The following is an 18,455-nucleotide window of genomic DNA, read 5'->3' as shown; positions in this document are numbered from 1 at the left end:
GGGCATCAGTGACTGAGATCCGGCAGCCGACACCGAGGCGCGGAACCAACCTACCCCGCATGGGGGACTTCAACCTGACCGTCATTCTGGAGGCGATCCGGCGGTCTCCGGGCGGACTCAGCCGGGTGGAGCTTGCACAGATCGTTGGGCTGTCACCGCAAACGATCTCGAACATTTCCCGGCGGCTCCTGGACCAGCAGCTCATCGTCGAAGCCGGCAAGGAAGGATCGGGTCCGGGGAAGCCGCGGACCATCCTGAGGTTGAACCCGGCGGGAATGTACGCGGTCGGAGTTCACCTGGACCCAGCCGTCATCACTTTTGTCGTCCTGGACCTGCTCGGGGATGTCGTCAAGCATTCCCGCTTGGCTACGCCCGCCGGTGACCCGGCCGAGGTGATCACCAGCATCGCCGGACAGGTCGGAACACTGATTGAAGAGTCCGGCGTTGATGCGGCGAAGATCGCCGGCCTGGGTGTTGCTGTTCCTGGCCCGATCGACCTGGATGAAGGATCCGTGGTGGAACCGCCGCTCCTGACGGGCTGGGACAGGGTGCGGATCCGGGAGGCGTTGGCTGAGGCCACCGGCCTGGAAACGCTGGTGGACAAAGACGTGACCAGCGCGGCCGTGGCCGAGACATGGGCGGGCGGTGCGAGCGGGGCCGGAAGCTTCGTTTTCATGTACATGGGAACCGGTATCGGTTGCGGCATCGTGCTCAACGACGAGGTTGTCCGCGGAACGTCGGGCAACGCCGGCGAAATCGGCCATATCATCGTTGACCCCGAAGGTCCGGCTTGTGATTGTGGCCTGCGCGGATGCGTCAAGTCCTCCTGTATCCCGCAGGTGCTTGTCGCAGAGGCCGAAGCCGCAGGTGTCCTGGATGGGCACGGGCATGGGGCGGATGGCCCCGAGGTTCAGGAGCGCTTCGCCGAGCTGTGCGACAAAGCCGACGCCGGCGACGAACGCGCCATTGCGATTTTGGACAAGTCAGCCACGCTCGTGGCACGCGCGGTGTCCGTGGTGACGAACACGCTGGACGTTGAGCGTGTCGTCTTTGGAGGCCCGTTCTGGGGCCGCATGTCCCCGTATTTCCTGGACCGCGTTCCCGGTCTCCTGGACGATAACAACGCAGCCCGCATGATCCACGGACTTGAAGTCGTGGGTACCGGAGTAGGCGAAGATGTCGGCGCTATTGGCGCGGCCTGCCTGGTCCTGGAGCACATGCTGGCCCCCCGCGCACAACGGCTCCTGTTGGAGGGCTGACGCACAGGCTTTTCCCTGGCCGGTTCAGTCGATATCTTCGATGATTTCGCCGTAAGGGATGGACTCGTCCAAGTGGGCCTGATGTCCGGTTGGACCCCTGTTGAAGGTTATTCGGACGCCGTGACGTTCGTCAGCTGCTGACTGCAGCAGTACTGGGCGTACGGCGTCGATGACGTGCTGATCCTGGGATGCAAGGTAGTTCTGATAGGCGGCTGGTAGCTGATGCATGGCAAAAGGATAGACCTCGGGGCCCTCCATGGGGAGGGGTACCCATTGCGGGCCGGATCTACGCCCGTTTGGATAGAGTGGCCGATGCAGGCGGAAACATCAGCCCACCGCCTGCGGCATGACTCATAACGCCAGCGAGGGGACCCGAGTGCACCAGATCACAGCCATGGCCGGAATCGATGCACCAGACATGGCGCGTGCCCAGCAACTGGTGGGCAGCATCGTCCGCAGCTTCGAGAACAAGGTAGTGGGCCAGGCACGGCTGCGGGAGACGCTGCTGATCGGGCTGCTCACCGGGGGCCATGTGCTGCTGGAAAGTGTTCCAGGACTGGCCAAGACAACGGCGGCCCAAACCATTGCCGAATCCGTCAGTGCCGACTTCCGCCGGATCCAGTGCACCCCCGACCTGCTTCCCAGCGATATTGCCGGCACCCAGATTTTCGACGCCGCCAAAGGCACCTTCGTCACCCAGCTGGGGCCGGTCCATGCCAACATCGTGTTGCTGGATGAGATCAACCGGTCCAGTGCAAAAACCCAAAGCGCCATGCTGGAAGCAATGCAGGAACGCCAAACCTCAATCGGCGGGGAATCGTATCCCTTGCCGCAGCCGTTCCTGGTGCTGGCTACCCAGAACCCCATTGAACAAGAGGGGACATACCGCCTGCCCGAAGCGCAGATGGACAGGTTCATGCTCAAGGATGTCCTGGATTACCCCAGCCCTGCTGAGGAAGCCGAGGTTATCCGGCGGATCGACGCAGGGGTTTTCGGCGCCGGGCAAAAGCCGCCGGCCGCTGCCTCCCTCGATGCCGTGGTGCAGGTCCAGGAACTTGTGCGTCGGGTCTACATCGACCCCGCCATCGTGCGCTACATCGTGGGCCTTGCCTACGTCACCAGGAACGCTGCGCAGTACCTGGAGCCACACCTGGCCAACCTTGTGGAATTCGGGGCGAGCCCGCGGGCCAGCATCGCCTTCAGCCAGGCGGCAAGGGCCTTGGCACTGCTCAACGGCCGCGACCACGTCATCCCGGAAGACGTAAAGAACCTGGCACACCGGGTCCTCCGCCACCGCATCATCCTTGGCTTCGACGCCGTCGTTGAGGGCGTTGCCGTGGAGACCGTCATCGATGCCGTGCTGGCGTCCGTCCAGACGCCGTAGCGGGGCCGGCAGGTGCCCAGCCTTCTGAAACGCGTTAAGTCGAAGATGTTCATCTTCGCCCACCGCAGGACACTGAGCCTGCTCGACGGCGAATACGGCTCCGTCTTCAAGGGCCGCAGCATGGACTTCGACGAACTGCGCAGCTATGTCTCCGGTGATGAAGTCAGAGACATCGACTGGAAGGCCACGGCCCGGCACGGCTCACCGCTCGTCAAACGGTATGTGGCGGTACGTCGACACTCCGTACTCCTGCTGGTGGACTCCGGTCGGAACATGGCAGCAGAGGCGTTCTCAGGCGAAAGCAAGAAGGACCTTGCTGTCAACGCGGCCGGGGTCATCGGCTACCTCGCGTGCCGACACGGGGACGACGTTGGCCTGGTGCACGGGAATGCCGGTGCTTCCATGTACCTGCCTCCCAAAGGCGGTGAGGAACACCTGGAGCGGCTGCTGCGGGAGATTGACTCCACCATCACGTTGCATGGCGAAACAAGTGGGATCGCCCGGCAGCTCGATTACGTCCTGCGGTACCTCAAAGGACGAATGTTGATTGTGGTTATTGCTGACGAATTCCTTCCGGACGCCACCACCGCGGATCTGATGCGCAGGCTGAGGGCGCGGCATGAAGTGCTCTGGTTGACCGTGCGCGATGCCCACCTTGCGCCCGGGATCGAGACACGGGGGACCGAGACACAGGGAGCCGGGGCACAGGGAGTTCTGGACAGCACTGACATCGGCACGGGCACCGCCATACCTTTCCTGCTTGCCGCGGACAGGGAAATCCGTGCCGCGTACGAGCACGCAATGGCTCAGCGCGATGAGCTTCGAGCAGCGCTCTTCCGCCGTTTGGGCATTGCGGAGGAACAGGTCGAGGGCAGCGCGGATGTCGTAGCGAAGGTCTTCGCCGTGCTGGAAAAGCATCGGTCCGGCGCGCCGGGCCCGGGCCGCCGGTCGCAAAGGGGCCAGTGTGCCGGCTGACTTCTACGCACCCCTCCCGTACCAAGGCATCTGGATGTGGCTGGGAGTCCTGCTCACGGTTCTCGTGGCCGGATGGTACGGGTGGCTCCTGCTGCCTCGCCGGGCACGCACCGCCACTGTGCAAACGCCCGGTCTGCCGGAGGTGGAGACTCTACGGTCCCGCTGCCTTGCCGCGATAGAGGACACTGCAGCAGACGCCGACGCCGGCCGCGTACCTGAGCGCGAAGCCCACCAGAGGCTCAGCTTCCTCGTGCGGGAGTTCGCGGGAGCTGCCACAGGCCTTCCCGTCACCTCCATGACCCTGGATGAGTTGCGGGGCGAAGGCCTGGATACCTTGGCTGAAGGCATTGCTGGCATCTACCCCAGCGAATTCTCCGCCCGGCACGTCCAGCCCGTACGGCACTCAGCCGACATTGCCCGTCAGGTGGTCCACGCGTGGAACTGACCAACTGGTGGATCCTTCCCCTGGCTGCCGCCGCGGTGACTGTCGCCGCCTGGCTGTACCTTCGGCGTCGTCGTTCAGTTCAAACCCGGGTGGTCGCCCATGGCGACAGGCTCACGGAACTGCCCGAATACCGGCACGCGCTTCGCCGCTACCGGACGCGGCTGGTCCTCGCTGCCCTGCTGGCAGGGGTGTTCCTGCTTGCCACCGCCATCACCGCTGCCCGGCCAGCGCTGCGCTCCACAGAACAACCTGAGATCCGCAACCGGGACATCGTGCTGTGCCTGGACGTATCCGGTTCCATGGCAAGCACCGACGCCGCGTTGACGGCTGTTTTCAAGGATCTCGCCAAGCAGTTCGACGGCGAGAGGATCGGGATGGTCATTTTCGACAGCAGCAGCGTGCAGCTCTTTCCCCTCACCGATGACTACGACTACGTCGAGGAGCAGCTGAGCCAAGCTGAAAAGGCCTTGACCGACGGAGCGGGATCGTTCTTCGACGGCACCTGGAACGGAGCGGGTTCGTCCCTCATTGGTGACGGCCTGGCCTCCTGTGTCCAGAGCTTCCCCGACACGGATACCAGCGGCAAGGCTACAGGGGACACCGCGCGCTCGCGGTCGGTTGTAGTGGCCACGGACAACTTCGTCTCGGGATCACCCATCTTTACCCTCTCCGAAGCCGCCGCCCTTGCCGGCAGCAAGAACGTGAAAGTCCACGCCCTGAACCCCAGCGACCTGGATTACGGGGACCAACCCGATCAGCCGGGCGCCCAACTCAAGGCCGCCGTCGAGGCGACAGGGGGCACCTACTCCGGCGTGGAGAACCCCGAGGCCGTGCCCCGCATCGTCCGAAAGGTCCAGGAGACCGAAGCGACCACCTACGTCTCAGCTCCGCAGGCAGTCGTTGCCGACGCCCCTGGCTGGCCCTTGGGTGTTGCGTTGCTGGCCGGTCTGGGCATGCTGGTCCTGGGACGGCGGTTGGAGCAATGACCATGACCGTAGCCCCGATCCTGCCGTGGCCGCTCCTTGCTGCCGTGGGTCTTGGAGCCATCGCCTTTACCGTATGGAGCCTGCGTCCTTGGACCCTGGCAACGCAACGGCGGTCACCGCAACGCCGGTCACCGCGAAAGGTACGCCCGGCGCTCAACCGCTGCGTCGTCGTCGTGCTCTTGCTCCTGGCTGCCTTGCGGCCTGGCTGGGCCGGTGGGCACGCCCAGACATCGACAGCCGAACTCGACGTCTTTTTTGTGGTGGACACCAGCACCAGCATGGGCGCAGAAGACTACAACGGGGCCGCAACCCGGTTGTCCGGCGTCCAACGGGACGTTATGGCCATCGCGCAAGAACTCGCCGGCGCCAAGTTCTCCCTTATCACTTTCGATGACAAGGCCACCGTCCGGATGCCTCTGTCCCAGGACGCCACCGCCCTCCAAACCAGCATGGCGACCCTTCAACCGCAGAACCCGCGGTACGCCAAGGGCAGCAGCGTGACCGGAGCCGGGCAGCTGCTGAAAGAAAGACTCGTTGCGGCCCGGGAACAACACCCGGGAAGGCCGGCTTTGGTCCTTTACGCGGGCGACGGCGAAAACACCAGCGCCGCAGCCCCCTCGCCCATGGATGGGTCCATCGTAGCCGGGGGAGCGGTACTCGGTTATGGAACCGAAGCGGGCGGGCGGATGAAGGACTACTCCAGGAACACCACCGCCTATGTGAAAGACCGGAACCAGAGCGGGGGACAGGACGCCATCTCCAGGATTGACGAACAACAGCTCCGCAGCATCGCCGAAGAACTCAACGTCCCCTATGCCCACCGAACAGCCAAGGAACCCGTCTCCGACATGCTCGGCAAAGCCCAACCGGGGACCCTCTCCGCAAGCACAGAGGACGCACCCGGCAGGATCGAACTCTACTGGCTGCTCGCACTGGCGGCCCTTGCCCTCGCCATCCCTGAGCCGCTCAGGCACCTGCGCGCATTGCGCGCCGTGCGCAGTTCAGCACCCAAGGAGCGCAAGGGATGACCGCCTCAAACGCACGACGGCGACGCCGTCGCCTTGCTCTCTGGTCGGCGCCCGTTGCCGTCCTGGCGCTCGCAGCCGCCGCAAAGCTCCTAAGCGTGGGCATTCTCGGAGGGACCGCCGAGGGCGGCTTTGCGGCAGGAAACCGTGAAGCCGTTGCACAGGCGGCGACGTGGCTGGGCGTAGCCAATGTCCTGGAGCCCCACAAAGCCCCGTTCGCGTCCGGGGACGCAGCGGTCCTGGCCGGAGACTTTACCGCGGCGCGCACAGAGTTCGAGGTGGCCCTGAAAAGTGGACCCGGGACGGACGAGTGCAAAGTCCGGGTGAACCTGGCGCTCACCATCGAGAAGCTTGCAGACTCCGCGGAAGAGTCCGAGGCCAAGGACCGGCTGGTCGGGGAGGCGCTCGCCGTCATCGAAGCGGCATCCAGCCAGTGTCATGAGCCTGGTCCGGCGAATGCGGCGGGTGAGGGGGAGACCCTCGATGCTGCCAAGGACCGGCTCAGGGGTAAACAGTCCCGGAACGAGGCGAAGCCGGATAGTTCCCCGCAGTCGCCCACGACCCCGCCTGATACCCAACTCCAGCAGTTGGAAGAGAGTGCGCGGAAGTCCCGAATTGAGCGAGGCGAAGGCCAGGAGCGTGACGAATATCTGCGCGGACCGGATGAGCGCACAGGAGTGGAGAAGCCGTGGTGAACCCGCCCCCGAAGATGACCGGCCGTCGTCGTGCTTTAAGCAGGTGGTGCTACTCCCACAGAATTTCGTCATCCACCACGCCGTCTTCATCGGCGGCTGCCACCAGCAGTTCGTCCGTGAAGTGGGAGCCGAGGGTGAAGTCGAGGACGAAGTAGCGTTCCGGCTGCCCGGGGTAGATGGCTACGTGGCCGAGTTTGAGGGCTTTGAGGAAGACGTCGTTGGTGAGCTGGTCTTTGTCGCGGACACCGAAAACGGATTCGAGCTGTTCTTCCTTGAGCTGCGAGCAGTGGAAATGCAGGAACTGCTGCGGGTTGGTGCCGTCCTGGTCCAGTTCATCGGCGATCATTTCCCGGACCTGGTCCACCAGCTCGGGCAGGAAGCGCAAGCGGTAGTCCACCTTGTGGAGCGCTGCTTCATCAAAGTGGTCGTGCGCGGCGACATTCAAGTCCAGTTCAAGCTGGTTGCCGCCGAGTTCATGTCTTGCGACAAAGCAATGTTCACGCCCGTGATTGAGCTCTATCTCCCCAAAATGTTTGCTCGCTACCTTGCCCATGTGATCAATCTAACCCCTACATCCAGCGGGTTCCAGCAATTCGGGAGATTTCACCTGCGCCGCTGTTGACCTTTGGCAGGGGCGGTTTTCAGCGGGTGGAGGCCACTCTTGTCGGCAGTGCCGCGGAGGGTGTCGGCCAGCAGCTGGGTGAAGAGCTGCACTTGGGCGGTCCGCTTTTCGTTGATCAGCAACGCAAACACGTTCCGCGCCAGCCGGATGTCCGGAACGTCCAGCACCACGACGCCGGGCGGCCGGTTCCGCAGCGCGAGTTCGGGTACCAGCGAGGCACCAAGTCCGGCGGCTGTCATCTCGAGGCTGGCGTGGAAGTCGTCACTGTAGGCCACCACCCTGGGGTGAAGGTTGCAGCTGGCAAACAGGCGTTCGATCACCAGGGCATCACTGGTGCCGGGATGGTGCACGATCCAGGGCATGTCGGACAGATGCGCGGCCTCGATTTCGGCGTCTTCGCGTATTTTCCACGACGCCGGCAAGACCACCCGGAAGTCGTCGTCGCCGATCCATTGCCGCTCCAGCGAGTGCGGCCACGCCAATCCCGATTGCCCTACCTGGTAGACCAGCGCAACGTCCAGTTCTCCACCGCTGCGCAGTCCCTGGATGGTTTGGGCGGGCTCAGCCACCGAGACCCTCAGCTCGATGCCAAGTCCGTTCCACCGTTCATTCCTGAGGATCTCCGGCAGTACGTACGTGGCCAGGCTGGGGAAGATGCCAAGGCGCAGTTCCTGGGCGGGGGAGTCGTTGGTCCTGGAGGCAGCCGCCATGAGGGCTTCGACGTCGGTCAGTACCTTCGAAGCGTGCCGGGTCATGGTCACTGCGGCTTCGGTGGGAACCACGCTTCGTGCCGAGCGCTGGAAGAGTTCGACGCCGGTGTCGCGTTCCAGTGCTGCCATCTGCTGGGAGACTGCCGAGGCTGTGTAGCCCAGTTGGGCGGCGGCCGCAGCGAAGGAACCCAGCCGGGTTACCTCCATCAGCGTCCTGAGGTGGAGAAGGTTGACCATCAGCAGATTTTAGCTGTTCGCCACGCCACATTTTCAAAGTGTCACGACACGCCGTAGGACGGCGACACGCTGAAGATTAAATGTGGCTAAGTAGTCCACAGGGTGTGGATGACATCTCTCAGTTTGGCGTAATCACGGACATTTTGAAGCCCTTGCCCTGTGGACGATCAGTGGATTGAATGACATACTTGTAATACATCATCTTGGGGTTCCGGCGAGGTGCTTGCACTACATGTAGTATCGATTTACGGATTGAGCGGGAAACCAGCGCAAGACTAAATAAGAGCGTGTTGGCTGTCACGGCAGCCTGCGGGCCGGTATCGGATGCAGCAGTTAGTTCCGGTTGAGCCCGCCAGATACGAAGAGAACCAGACTTCAACTTAGGGGACAGGGATCATGACCGTAACGGTTTACACGAAGCCGGCCTGTGTTCAGTGCAACGCAACCTACCGGGCGCTCGACAAGAAGGGCATTGCCTACCAGAGTGTCGACATCTCCCAGGACGCCGAGGCCCTTGAGCGCCTCAAGGCACTGGGCTACATGCAGGCTCCGGTTGTCGTGACCGAGCAGGACCACTGGTCAGGCTTCCGTCCGGACAAGATCGAAGAGCTGGCCCAGGCCGCTTCTTCCGTGGCCTAAGTTTCAATTCGAACTTCGCCACCACAGCACGCAAAGAATCCCTATGTAGTCGAGGTGACTCCCATGGCACCGCTGGCAGCGGCAACCGCACCTGATGTGACGGAAGCTGTCACCACCAGGAGTCACCTCATCTACTTTTCCTCGACATCCGAAAACACCAAAAGATTCGTCCAGAAACTGGGCAGGGACGCAGCGCGCATCCCGCTCTATTCCCAGGAGCCTCCGCTTCAAGCACTTGAGCCCTTCGTCCTGGTACTTCCCACCTATGGAGGTACCAACGGTGAAGGCTCAGTGCCCAAGCAGGTCATCAGGTTTCTGAACGATCCCCGGAACAGGGAACTGATCCGCGGTGTTATTGGGGCCGGGAACACAAACTTCGCGGACAACTACTGCGCAGCCGGAGACATTGTCTCCGTCAAGTGCAAAGTTCCGCACCTCTATCGGTTCGAACTCATGGGAACTCCCGAAGACGTAGACCGAGTGAATCAAGGATTGGAAGAGTTTTGGACACAACTGTCGCAGAAGCAGAAGTAACCGGGGGCGCTGTGGACACCAAGAAGCCATTGCCTGAGGCTTACAAGGGCCTGGGTTATCACGAGCTCAACGCCATGCTCAACCTGTATGGACCCAACGGCGAGATCCAGTTCGAAGCCGACCGCGAAGCTGCGCACCAGTACTTCCTGCAGCACGTGAACAACAACACCGTGTTCTTCCACGATCTCGAAGAGAAGCTCGACTACCTGGTGAAGAACCAGTACTACGAGCGCGAGACCCTCGACCAGTACACGATGAACTTCATCCGCGACCTCTTCAACCGGGCGTACAAGAAGAAGTTCCGCTTCGAGACCTTCCTCGGTGCCTTCAAGTTCTACACCTCCTACACGCTGAAGACCTTCGACGGCAAGCGCTTCCTCGAACGCTACGAGGACCGTGTCTGCATGGTCGCGCTGCACCTTGGCCGTGGCAACGAAGAACTCGCCACCCGCCTGGTTGACGAGATCATCGACGGCCGTTTCCAGCCGGCCACCCCGACGTTCCTTAACGCCGGAAAAGCCCAGCGTGGCGAGCTCGTCTCTTGCTTCCTGCTCCGCATCGAAGACAACATGGAGTCGATCGCCCGTGCCATCAACTCTGCCCTCCAGCTGTCCAAGCGTGGCGGCGGTGTAGCGCTGTCCTTGACCAACATCCGCGAACACGGTGCTCCGATCAAGCAGATCGAGAACCAGTCTTCAGGCGTCATCCCCGTGATGAAGCTCCTCGAAGACAGCTTCTCCTACGCCAACCAGCTCGGTGCCCGCCAGGGTGCAGGAGCTGTGTACCTGCACGCCCACCACCCGGACATCCACCGCTTCCTGGACACCAAGCGCGAGAACGCCGATGAAAAGATCCGCATCAAGACCCTTTCCTTGGGTGTTGTTGTTCCGGACATCACGTTCGAGCTCGCCAAGAAGAACGAGGACATGTACCTCTTCTCCCCGTACGACGTTGAGCGGGTCTACGGAGTGCCGTTCTCCGACATCTCGGTGACGGAGAAGTACTACGAGATGGTCGATGATTCCCGGATCAAGAAGACCAAGATCAGTGCCCGCGAGTTCTTCCAGACCCTCGCGGAGATCCAGTTCGAGTCCGGTTACCCGTACATCATGTTCGAGGACACCGTGAACCGGGCCAACCCGATCGACGGCAAGATCACCATGAGCAACCTCTGCTCGGAGATCCTCCAGGTTTCGTCGCCGTCCATCTACGCTGAGGACCTCAGCTACGAGACCGTGGGCAAGGACATCTCCTGCAACCTGGGATCGATGAACATTGCCAAGACCATGGATTCGCCGGACTTCGGGCTCTCCATCGAGACCTCCATCCGTGCGCTCAGTGCTGTCTCGGACATGTCCTACATCAATTCCGTGCCGTCGATCGCCCAGGGCAACGCCCAGAGCCACGCGATTGGTCTCGGCCAGATGAACCTGCACGGCTACCTTGCCCGTGAGCACGTCCACTACGGTTCCGAAGAGGGTCTGGACTTCACCAACATCTACTTCTACACGGTGCTGTTCCACGCCCTCCGCGCTTCCAACAAGCTGGCCATCGAGACCGGCCAGAAGTTCGGCGGCTTCGAGAAGTCCACCTACGCTTCCGGTGAGTTCTTCGACAAGTACACGGAGCAGGAATGGGTTCCGGCAACGGAGCGCGTCCGCGAACTCTTCGCCGGCCACCACATCCCCACTCAGGATGACTGGCGTGAGCTGAAGGCTTCGGTCATGGAGCACGGTATCTACAACCAGAACCTCCAGGCTGTTCCGCCCACGGGTTCCATCAGCTACATCAACAACTCCACATCGTCGATCCACCCGGTGGCCGCCAAGATCGAAATCCGCAAGGAAGGCAAGATCGGCCGCGTCTACTACCCGGCTCCGTACCTGACCAACGACAACCTGGAGTACTACCAGGATGCCTACGAGATCGGTTACGAGAAGATCATCGACACCTACGCTGCTGCCACGCAGCACGTGGACCAGGGCCTGTCCCTGACGCTGTTCTTCAAGGACACCGCCACCACGCGTGACATCAACAAGGCGCAGATCTACGCATGGCGCAAGGGCATCAAGACCCTCTACTACATCCGTCTCCGCCAGCTCGCGCTGGAGGGCACTGAGGTTGAGGGCTGCGTCAGCTGCATGCTGTAGTCAACCACGCACAAAACTAAAGAGTACGACGGCGGGTCACCACCCGCCGTCGTACGCTTACCTTAAAGAACCACCCATCGCTAAAGGGGATGACATGACCGAGAAGGTCAAGCTGCTGAGCCACGTCGAGGCCATCAACTGGAACAAGATCCAAGATGACAAGGACGTGGAAGTCTGGAACCGCCTGGTCAACAACTTCTGGCTGCCCGAGAAGGTGCCGCTGTCCAACGACGTCCAGTCGTGGCACACGCTGACCCCGGAAGAGCAGCAGCTGACCATGCGCGTCTTCACCGGCCTGACCCTGCTGGACACCATCCAGGGCACCGTTGGCGCCGTCTCCCTGATTCCGGACGCACTTACCCCGCACGAAGAGGCCGTGTACACCAACATCGCCTTCATGGAATCGGTGCACGCCAAGTCGTACTCGTCGATCTTCTCCACCCTGTGCTCCACCAAGGAGATTGACGACGCCTTCCGCTGGTCCCTCGAGAACGAGAACCTGCAGAAAAAGGCGCAGATCGTCATGGACTACTACCAGGGCGACGATCCCCTCAAGCGCAAGGTTGCCTCCACGCTGCTGGAGAGCTTCCTGTTCTACTCCGGCTTCTACCTGCCCATGTACTGGTCATCTCGCGCCAAGCTCACGAACACGGCCGACCTCATCCGCCTCATCATCCGCGACGAGGCCGTGCACGGCTACTACATCGGCTACAAGTTCCAGAAGGGCCTGGAGAAGGTTTCCGAGGCCCGCAAGCAGGAAATCAAGGACTACACCTTCGAGTTGCTCTTCGAGCTGTACGAAAACGAAGTCCAGTACACCCACGACCTCTACGACGGCGTCGGCCTGGCCGAGGACGTCAAGAAGTTCCTGCACTACAACGCCAACAAGGCCCTCATGAACCTCGGCTACGAGGCCATGTTCCCGGCATCGGTCACTGACGTGAACCCGGCCATCCTGTCGGCATTGTCCCCGAACGCCGACGAGAACCACGACTTCTTCTCCGGCTCGGGCTCTTCCTACGTGATCGGCAAGGCCGTGAACACAGAGGATGAGGACTGGGAGTTCTAAGTCCGTCGGATTGATCGGACTCCAGCCCGGGATCGGCTGCGTTATGCAGCTAATCCCGGGTTTTTGCTTTTAAGGGATCCATTCAACTGTCAAGGCTTCGCTATTACGTCACGCACGATTTGCGTAATTATCGTGATCCTTGTCACTATTGGCTGATTGAGCTTTGCGTGTAGGCAAGCCTTACCTACTCTTACAGAAGCAAGCCTTCCCAACACCCAGGCCTGCACGGACGAAGGTCCCCAAGAGTTTTTGTTCGAAGAAAGAAGCCCTCCATGAACATCCCCAAGAAAGCGCTGGCCGGAATCGCCCTCGCGGCGACCGCAGCACTCGGCCTCACCGCATGCGGCTCCAACGCCGGCAGCGCCTCTGATGCCTCCGCTTCCGCAGGTTCGGGTTCCGGTGAAATCACGGTTTACAACGCCCAGCACGACACCCTGACCAAGGAATGGGTGGACGCCTTCACCAAGGAGACCGGCATTAAGGTCACCATCCGCCAGGGCTCGGACACCGAACTGTCCAACCAGATTGTCCAGGAAGGCCAGGCTTCACCGGCTGACGTGTTCCTGACCGAGAACTCTCCAGCAATGGCGCAGGTAGAGAACGCGGGCCTCTTCGCGGACGTTGACAAGGCAACCCTGGACCAGGTCCCCGCCGAGTTCCGCCCGTCCACGGGCAAGTGGACCGGCATCGCGGCACGCTCCACCGTTTTTGTTTACGACAAGAACAAGATCAGCGATGACAAGCTCCCCAAGTCCATGCTGGATCTGGCAAAGCCTGAGTGGAAGGGCAAGTGGGCAGCTTCGCCCTCCGGTGCCGACTTCCAGGCAATCGTTGCAGCGCTTCTTGAACTCAAGGGCGAAGCGGCCGCCGAGGAGTGGCTCAAGGGCATGAAGGAAAACTTCAAGGCCTACAAGGGCAACAGCACCGCCATGAAGGCCGTCAACGCGGGCGAAGTGGATGGCGCGCTGATCTACCACTACTACTACTACGGTGACCAGGCGAAGACCGGCGAGAACTCCAAGAACGTCACGCCGTACTACTTCAAGAACCAGGATCCGGGCGCATTCCTGTCCGTCTCCGGCGGCGGTGTCCTGAAGTCCTCCAAGCACGCAGCAGACGCCCAGGCTTTCCTGAAGTTCATCACGGGCAAGAAGGGCCAGGAAGTACTGAAGAACGGCACGTCCTTCGAGTACGCCATCGCGTCGCAGGTTGATGCCAACGCCAAGCTCGTTCCGATCAAGGAACTGCAGGCTCCCACCGTGGACCCGGCAAAGCTCAACTCCGCCAAGGTCACCGAACTGATGACCAAGGCAGGACTCCTCTAGTTCTGTGAGTACTGACCTATCGGCTTCCCGGCCACAGGGCGCGGAAAGCACGACGACGGCGGGCAGGGGCAAACGCCCCCGCCCGCCTTTCGGCGTTTCCACTGTCTCCCTGCTGGCAGTGCTGATCGCGCTGTTTTCGCTTCTGCCACTGGGCTATGTCATCTACATGACCGTCACGACCGGCTGGGAAACCGCCGTCGAACTCATCGTCCGCCCGCGTGTTGGCGAGCTTCTGCTCAATACTGTTTTGCTGACCGTTATCACCATCCCACTGTGCCTGCTGCTTGGTGTGGGTGGTGCTTGGCTGGTCGAGCGGACAACACTTCGGGGGCGCCGCTGGTGGGCAGTTGCCCTGGCCGCTCCGTTGGCGATCCCGGCCTTCGTCAACAGTTATTCCTGGGTTTCGGCTGTTCCCTCACTTGAGGGCCTCTGGTCCGGTGTCTTGATTTCCACTCTTTCCTACTTCCCGCTTGTTTACATACCGGCAGCGGCAACGCTCGGCCGCTTGGACCCGGCCATTGAGCAGTCCGCTGCTTCCCTTGGCCTGGGTCCGTGGGCAGTCTTCTTCCGGGTCGTATTGCCCCAGCTGCGCATCGCGATGACCGGTGGAGCCTTGCTCGTCGGTCTCCACCTCCTGGCTGAATACGGCGCCTTCGCCATGATCCGCTTCGATACCTTCACGACGGCGATCATGGTCCAATTCCAGTCGACCTTTAACGGCACCGCCGGCAATATGCTGGCCAGCGTCCTCGTTGTTCTTTGCCTTTTCCTGCTCCTTGCCGAAGTGAAAAGCCGCGGTACAGCCCGATATGCCCGTGTCGGATCCGGTGCGCAGGGAAAGACAACCCAGTTGCCGCTGGGACGCTATCAGTTGCCGGCCCAATTGGGTCTTCTGGCCCTGACTGCCTTGGCGTTCGGCTTGCCGCTGTGGTTCGTCCTGAAATGGGTGATCGCAGGTGGGACAGAGATTTGGGCGGCCGAGGAATTCATGCCTGCACTCCTTCAGACCCTCATTTACGGGGCCATTGGAGCGGCAGTAACCATCGTCGTGGCTTTCCCCATGGCTTACCTCGCTGTCCGCCACCCGAGTTGGTTCAGCAAGCTGCTGGAACTGTCCAACTACGTTACGAGTTCCCTGCCCGGCATTGTGGTGGGACTGGCCTTCGTGACGGTCAGTATCCGGGTGGTGCCCGGTGTTTACCAGACCGCCGGAGTCTTGATCGCCGCGTACGTGCTGCTGTTCCTTCCCCGCGCCTTGGTCAACCTCCGTTCCGGCTTGGCCCAGGCTCCCAAGGAACTCGACGAAGCCGCGCAATCTTTAGGAAAGACCCCCTTCGTGTCATTCTTCCGCGTGACTATGCGGCTAACGGCCCCGGCTGCAGCCGGTGGGGCCGCTCTGGTCTTCCTTGCAATCGTCAACGAACTCACAGCCACGTTGCTCCTTTCCCCCAACGGCACCCGCACTTTGGCAACGGAGTTCTGGAGCAAGAGCAGCGAAATCGACTACACCGGGGCGGCGCCTTATGCCCTGTTGATGATCCTGCTCTCGGCGCCGATGACCTACCTGCTTTTCCAACAGTCCAAGAAAGTAGCCGGACAGTGACAGAACAAGCCCCTTCCAGACTCCCGTCTCCGCGCGTGGCCCCTTCCGTCGCGCCGACCACGAACTCGCACCTGGACATTTCCGAGGTCACCAAGAACTTCGGGGCCCAGGCAGTGCTCAAGGGCGTCAACCTCTCGGTCGCCCGGGGCGGCACCACGGCCATCGTCGGGCCGTCGGGTTCCGGCAAGACCACCCTGCTCCGCCTTATCGCCGGTTTTGAACACCCGAATACCGGATCCATCAGCATGAACGGCGTTCCGGTTGCGGGCGACGGTGTCCAGGTCCCCGCGCATAAACGCCAGGTTGGTTACGTTGCCCAGGATGGTGCATTGTTTCCGCACCTGACTGTCGGCCAGAACGTCGCCTTCGGGTTGGACGCCGGAAAGCTCGACGGCGGTCGCCGAGCCGTGAAGGCACGCGTGGAAGAGCTCCTGGAGATGGTCTCCTTGGACCCGGCCATGGCCAAGCGGCGGCCGCACCAGCTTTCGGGCGGGCAGCAGCAGCGCGTTGCTTTGGCCCGTGCGCTTGCCCGCGAACCGGAGCTGATGCTTCTCGATGAACCCTTCTCTGCTCTTGACGCCGGTTTGAGGGTTGCCACCCGTCGGGCCGTAGCAAAGGTCCTCAACGCCGCCGGGGTGACCACCATCCTGGTCACCCACGACCAGGCCGAGGCGTTGTCCTTCGCCGATCAAGTAGCCATCATGCGTGGAGGGAAGCTGGCTCAAATCGGCAACCCGTTCGTCGTATATACCCGGCCGGCCGACCGGGCGACAGCGGAGTTCCTGGGCGAGGCCGTCATTCTTGACGCCTGGATGGAGGGTTCCCTCGCAACGTGTTCCCTCGGAGGCATTGCAGTACGGCGCCCGCCGGCCCAGGGCAGGGTACAGCTGATGCTGCGCCCGGAGCAGATCAGGATCGCGCCGGACGGTCCGATCCGCGGCGTCGTTGTTGACACAGACTACTTCGGCCCTGAAACGACGGTCCGTATCAAGCTCGATGCCTATACGGCCCACGATGGTGCCGGACAGGGCAATGGCCACCGCTACCCGGGTGGTGGCGAGATCATCACCATCCGGCACTGGAATGCCTCGATAACTAAACCCGGAACAGAACTCTGCCTCCGCGTGGTGGGTGAAGGAGTGGCTTTCCCTGTAGGGGAGTAGACAACTCAGGAGCTATCTACCACTGCTGGAATGTGTCCCGGCAGGGCACGAGCCTGTGAGCGGTAGCTGTGCCCGGTGGGGGTCAGGACCTCCAAAGTATGAATGGCCCGGGTGTCGATGCTGCCCGCAGTTGTTCTGCTGGTCCAGCCTGGGTTCTCCTTAGTGTGGTTGCAGGCTTCGCAGAGTCCTGCGGCGTTCTCCAACGAGGTGGGCCCACCGTGGCGCCAGGGGATGATGTGGTCGATGTGACGGATAGGTGCGTCGCAGTACGGTGTGCGGCACAAGTTGTCACGTACTTCGAGGAAGCGTCGCATTCCTGGCGGAAAGAAGCGGGACCGGGAATCCGTAGCGAGGAGTTCTCCGGTTCCGGGTGCCGTATAGAGGCGGCGAAGCCAAACGTTGAAGTCACTCCCGGGATCGCCGTGGGCCTTCGTTCTGGTCACAAGGTTTCTGGCCCACTCGGCCGGGACAACCCCGTAACCGGTCAGTCGCACCGGCTCCGGGTCGCCGGCCAGGAGGGTGCGGTCTGTCATCACCAGTTGCAGGTCTATTCCGGTATAGCCGTCGGAGGAACCAGTGATCCGTTCAACCAGGGTGTCGGCCATCACCTGGCCTCGACCTCGTTTGTCACCTCCGGGACGTGACCGGGCTGAGTCAGCGGCGCGGGTGAGCGCCGCGTAGGCTGCGACGCCTTGGGCAACCGGAAGCAGTGCGGTCAAGATGGTCATGGTGTCCGGTGCCGGGCGGAGGCTTACGGTCCTCTCGTTCGCGGCATGTGCAGCCCTTTGAGTTACCGAACGAGGATCACGGCGGTAGGCGGCGGCTTTCGCGGCGGCGACGATGGACTTGTCCCCGGCGCCGTCGAACGTTCCAGTGTCCGGGGCCAGTTCTTCATCCACCGCCGCCCGGTCTTCCACGGACAGGCACGCTGTTTCCTTGACGATCAGCGTCGCCCGCCACTCATTCAGCAGTCCTGCATCCACAGCGGCCATGGTGTGTGGCATCTCCGTCACCAATGCCTTCGCCAGCCCCAGCAGCCGGGACCCACGGGTGGGGGATTCCCGCCGCGCGAGAGCCACCTGTGCTCCCACGCCCTTGCCGCGTTCGGAAGGCGGCACGCCCGCCTCGGCCTGCTCAGCGCGCTGGGCAAGGTCGAAGGCCACAGTGATCTTGGCCTGCAACCCCGATATGGCTGACTTCATATCTTCCAGTACGCGCAGCTGGTTAATCAGATCGCTGCTTATGGTGCCGGGACTGGCGGAGGCTGGATTGAGATCGGCCACTACGTCCGCGGGCACGGTACTCGCCGGAAGAGTTGGCACCACGGCAGCGCTGGCCCCTGCACCAACTCGTCTCTCCGGCTTGCGTCCCATGTTCCTACTCTGCCAGCAGGCTCCGACATTATTAGACGGTCCCAAACAGGCGCCCAAAGTCGCCGGTGGGCCACAAGCCCACAGCGGTTTAGTGGGGCGAAGCCTGCCTGCTCACGGGAAGACTTTCTGCTCGTATGTTCAGTGTGCCATCCCGTACTAACGGACCGGCTAGGGCATGCTGCTAAGGCTGGAGTCCCTCTGATCCCGAATCAGACGCGTCGTTCTAGACTTGTGTTGTGAAGATCGGGATTGTGCTGGACG

The 18,455-nt window shown here is 62.0% G+C and carries 18 protein-coding genes; 14 read left to right on the top strand and 4 right to left on the bottom strand.

The annotated features are described in order from the left end of the window. The first annotated feature begins 8 nt into the window (after positions 1–8). Positions 9–1,259 carry an ROK family transcriptional regulator gene (locus tag N5P29_RS11955; RefSeq protein ID WP_262275175.1) on the top strand — a complete coding sequence of 417 codons (1,251 nt, stop codon included), beginning with the start codon at positions 9–11 and terminating at the stop codon, positions 1,257–1,259. Between the two features lie 24 nt (positions 1,260–1,283). On the opposite strand, the gene N5P29_RS11950 is transcribed toward N5P29_RS11955, so the two are convergent. Continuing rightward, the gene (locus N5P29_RS11950; RefSeq protein ID WP_262275174.1) at positions 1,284–1,487 is read right to left on the bottom strand and encodes a hypothetical protein; all 204 of its coding nucleotides are present in this window, start codon (positions 1,485–1,487) and stop codon (positions 1,284–1,286) included. 148 nt (positions 1,488–1,635) lie between these two features. Here N5P29_RS11950 and N5P29_RS11945 point away from each other — a divergent pair, with 148 nt between their 5' ends. From N5P29_RS11945 to N5P29_RS11920, 6 genes are read left to right on the top strand one after another with little or no spacing between them, the layout of a single operon-like run. After that, positions 1,636–2,643: an AAA family ATPase gene (locus N5P29_RS11945; protein WP_262275173.1), complete on the top strand. Its 1,008-nt coding sequence runs from the start codon at positions 1,636–1,638 to the stop codon at positions 2,641–2,643. 12 nt (positions 2,644–2,655) lie between these two features. Then, complete coding sequence (locus N5P29_RS11940; RefSeq protein ID WP_262275172.1) at positions 2,656–3,618, top strand: DUF58 domain-containing protein; 963 nt, start codon at positions 2,656–2,658, stop codon at positions 3,616–3,618. After that, positions 3,608–4,063: a hypothetical protein gene (locus tag N5P29_RS11935; protein ID WP_262275171.1), complete on the top strand. Its 456-nt coding sequence runs from the start codon at positions 3,608–3,610 to the stop codon at positions 4,061–4,063. The genes N5P29_RS11940 and N5P29_RS11935 overlap by 11 nt, the downstream gene beginning before the upstream one ends. Next, a complete protein-coding gene (locus N5P29_RS11930; protein WP_262275170.1) occupies positions 4,054–5,049 on the top strand; it encodes a vWA domain-containing protein in 996 nt (331 codons plus the stop codon). The genes N5P29_RS11935 and N5P29_RS11930 overlap by 10 nt, the downstream gene beginning before the upstream one ends. 2 nt (positions 5,050–5,051) lie before the next feature. Then, positions 5,052–6,077 (top strand): vWA domain-containing protein, encoded by a 1,026-nt coding sequence (locus N5P29_RS11925; protein ID WP_262275169.1) that lies wholly within the window; start codon positions 5,052–5,054, stop codon positions 6,075–6,077. Then, positions 6,074–6,769, top strand: a complete 696-nt coding sequence (locus tag N5P29_RS11920; RefSeq protein WP_262275168.1) for a hypothetical protein — start codon at positions 6,074–6,076, stop codon at positions 6,767–6,769. The genes N5P29_RS11925 and N5P29_RS11920 overlap by 4 nt, the downstream gene beginning before the upstream one ends. Positions 6,770–6,818: 49 nt before the next feature. Here the strand turns inward: N5P29_RS11920 and N5P29_RS11915 are convergent, their stop codons facing one another. Together N5P29_RS11915 and N5P29_RS11910 are read right to left on the bottom strand one after the other, a co-directional pair. After that, the gene (locus tag N5P29_RS11915) at positions 6,819–7,322 is read right to left on the bottom strand and encodes a DUF2004 domain-containing protein (RefSeq protein ID WP_262275167.1); all 504 of its coding nucleotides are present in this window, start codon (positions 7,320–7,322) and stop codon (positions 6,819–6,821) included. A 50-nt stretch (positions 7,323–7,372) separates the two neighbouring features. After that, positions 7,373–8,338: a LysR family transcriptional regulator gene (locus N5P29_RS11910; RefSeq protein ID WP_262275166.1), complete on the bottom strand. Its 966-nt coding sequence runs from the start codon at positions 8,336–8,338 to the stop codon at positions 7,373–7,375. 396 nt (positions 8,339–8,734) lie between these two features. Between N5P29_RS11910 and nrdH the strand changes: the two genes are divergently transcribed. The 7 genes from nrdH to N5P29_RS11875 all read left to right on the top strand — a co-directional run bounded on the left by nrdH (position 8,735) and on the right by N5P29_RS11875 (position 16,821). Then, positions 8,735–8,977 carry a glutaredoxin-like protein NrdH gene (gene nrdH / locus N5P29_RS11905; protein ID WP_144658986.1) on the top strand — a complete coding sequence of 81 codons (243 nt, stop codon included), beginning with the start codon at positions 8,735–8,737 and terminating at the stop codon, positions 8,975–8,977. Positions 8,978–9,040: 63 nt separating this feature from the next. Further along, on the top strand, positions 9,041–9,511 hold the full coding sequence (nrdI, locus tag N5P29_RS11900) for a class Ib ribonucleoside-diphosphate reductase assembly flavoprotein NrdI (RefSeq protein ID WP_144658985.1): 471 nt from the start codon (positions 9,041–9,043) through the stop codon (positions 9,509–9,511). 74 nt (positions 9,512–9,585) lie between these two features. After that, positions 9,586–11,661, top strand: a complete 2,076-nt coding sequence (nrdE, locus tag N5P29_RS11895) for a class 1b ribonucleoside-diphosphate reductase subunit alpha (RefSeq protein WP_262278566.1) — start codon at positions 9,586–9,588, stop codon at positions 11,659–11,661. A gap of 94 nt (positions 11,662–11,755) precedes the next feature. Further along, positions 11,756–12,730, top strand: a complete 975-nt coding sequence (gene nrdF / locus N5P29_RS11890) for a class 1b ribonucleoside-diphosphate reductase subunit beta (protein ID WP_216925513.1) — start codon at positions 11,756–11,758, stop codon at positions 12,728–12,730. A 272-nt stretch (positions 12,731–13,002) separates the two neighbouring features. After that, positions 13,003–14,055, top strand: a complete 1,053-nt coding sequence (locus N5P29_RS11885; protein ID WP_262275165.1) for an iron ABC transporter substrate-binding protein — start codon at positions 13,003–13,005, stop codon at positions 14,053–14,055. A 4-nt stretch (positions 14,056–14,059) separates the two neighbouring features. Next, on the top strand, positions 14,060–15,658 hold the full coding sequence (locus N5P29_RS11880; protein WP_262275164.1) for an ABC transporter permease: 1,599 nt from the start codon (positions 14,060–14,062) through the stop codon (positions 15,656–15,658). 35 nt (positions 15,659–15,693) lie between these two features. Next, positions 15,694–16,821 carry an ABC transporter ATP-binding protein gene (locus tag N5P29_RS11875; RefSeq protein ID WP_262275163.1) on the top strand — a complete coding sequence of 376 codons (1,128 nt, stop codon included), beginning with the start codon at positions 15,694–15,696 and terminating at the stop codon, positions 16,819–16,821. A 5-nt stretch (positions 16,822–16,826) separates the two neighbouring features. Here the strand turns inward: N5P29_RS11875 and N5P29_RS11870 are convergent, their stop codons facing one another. After that, positions 16,827–18,194 carry an HNH endonuclease gene (locus N5P29_RS11870; RefSeq protein WP_262275162.1) on the bottom strand — a complete coding sequence of 456 codons (1,368 nt, stop codon included), beginning with the start codon at positions 18,192–18,194 and terminating at the stop codon, positions 16,827–16,829. Between the last annotated feature and the right edge of the window lie 261 nt (positions 18,195–18,455).

Origin of the sequence: Paenarthrobacter sp. JL.01a, assembly GCF_025452095.1 — a bacterium.
Taxonomy (GTDB): Bacteria; Actinomycetota; Actinomycetes; order Actinomycetales; family Micrococcaceae; genus Arthrobacter.
This window is presented reverse-complemented; position numbering and strand designations above follow the sequence as displayed.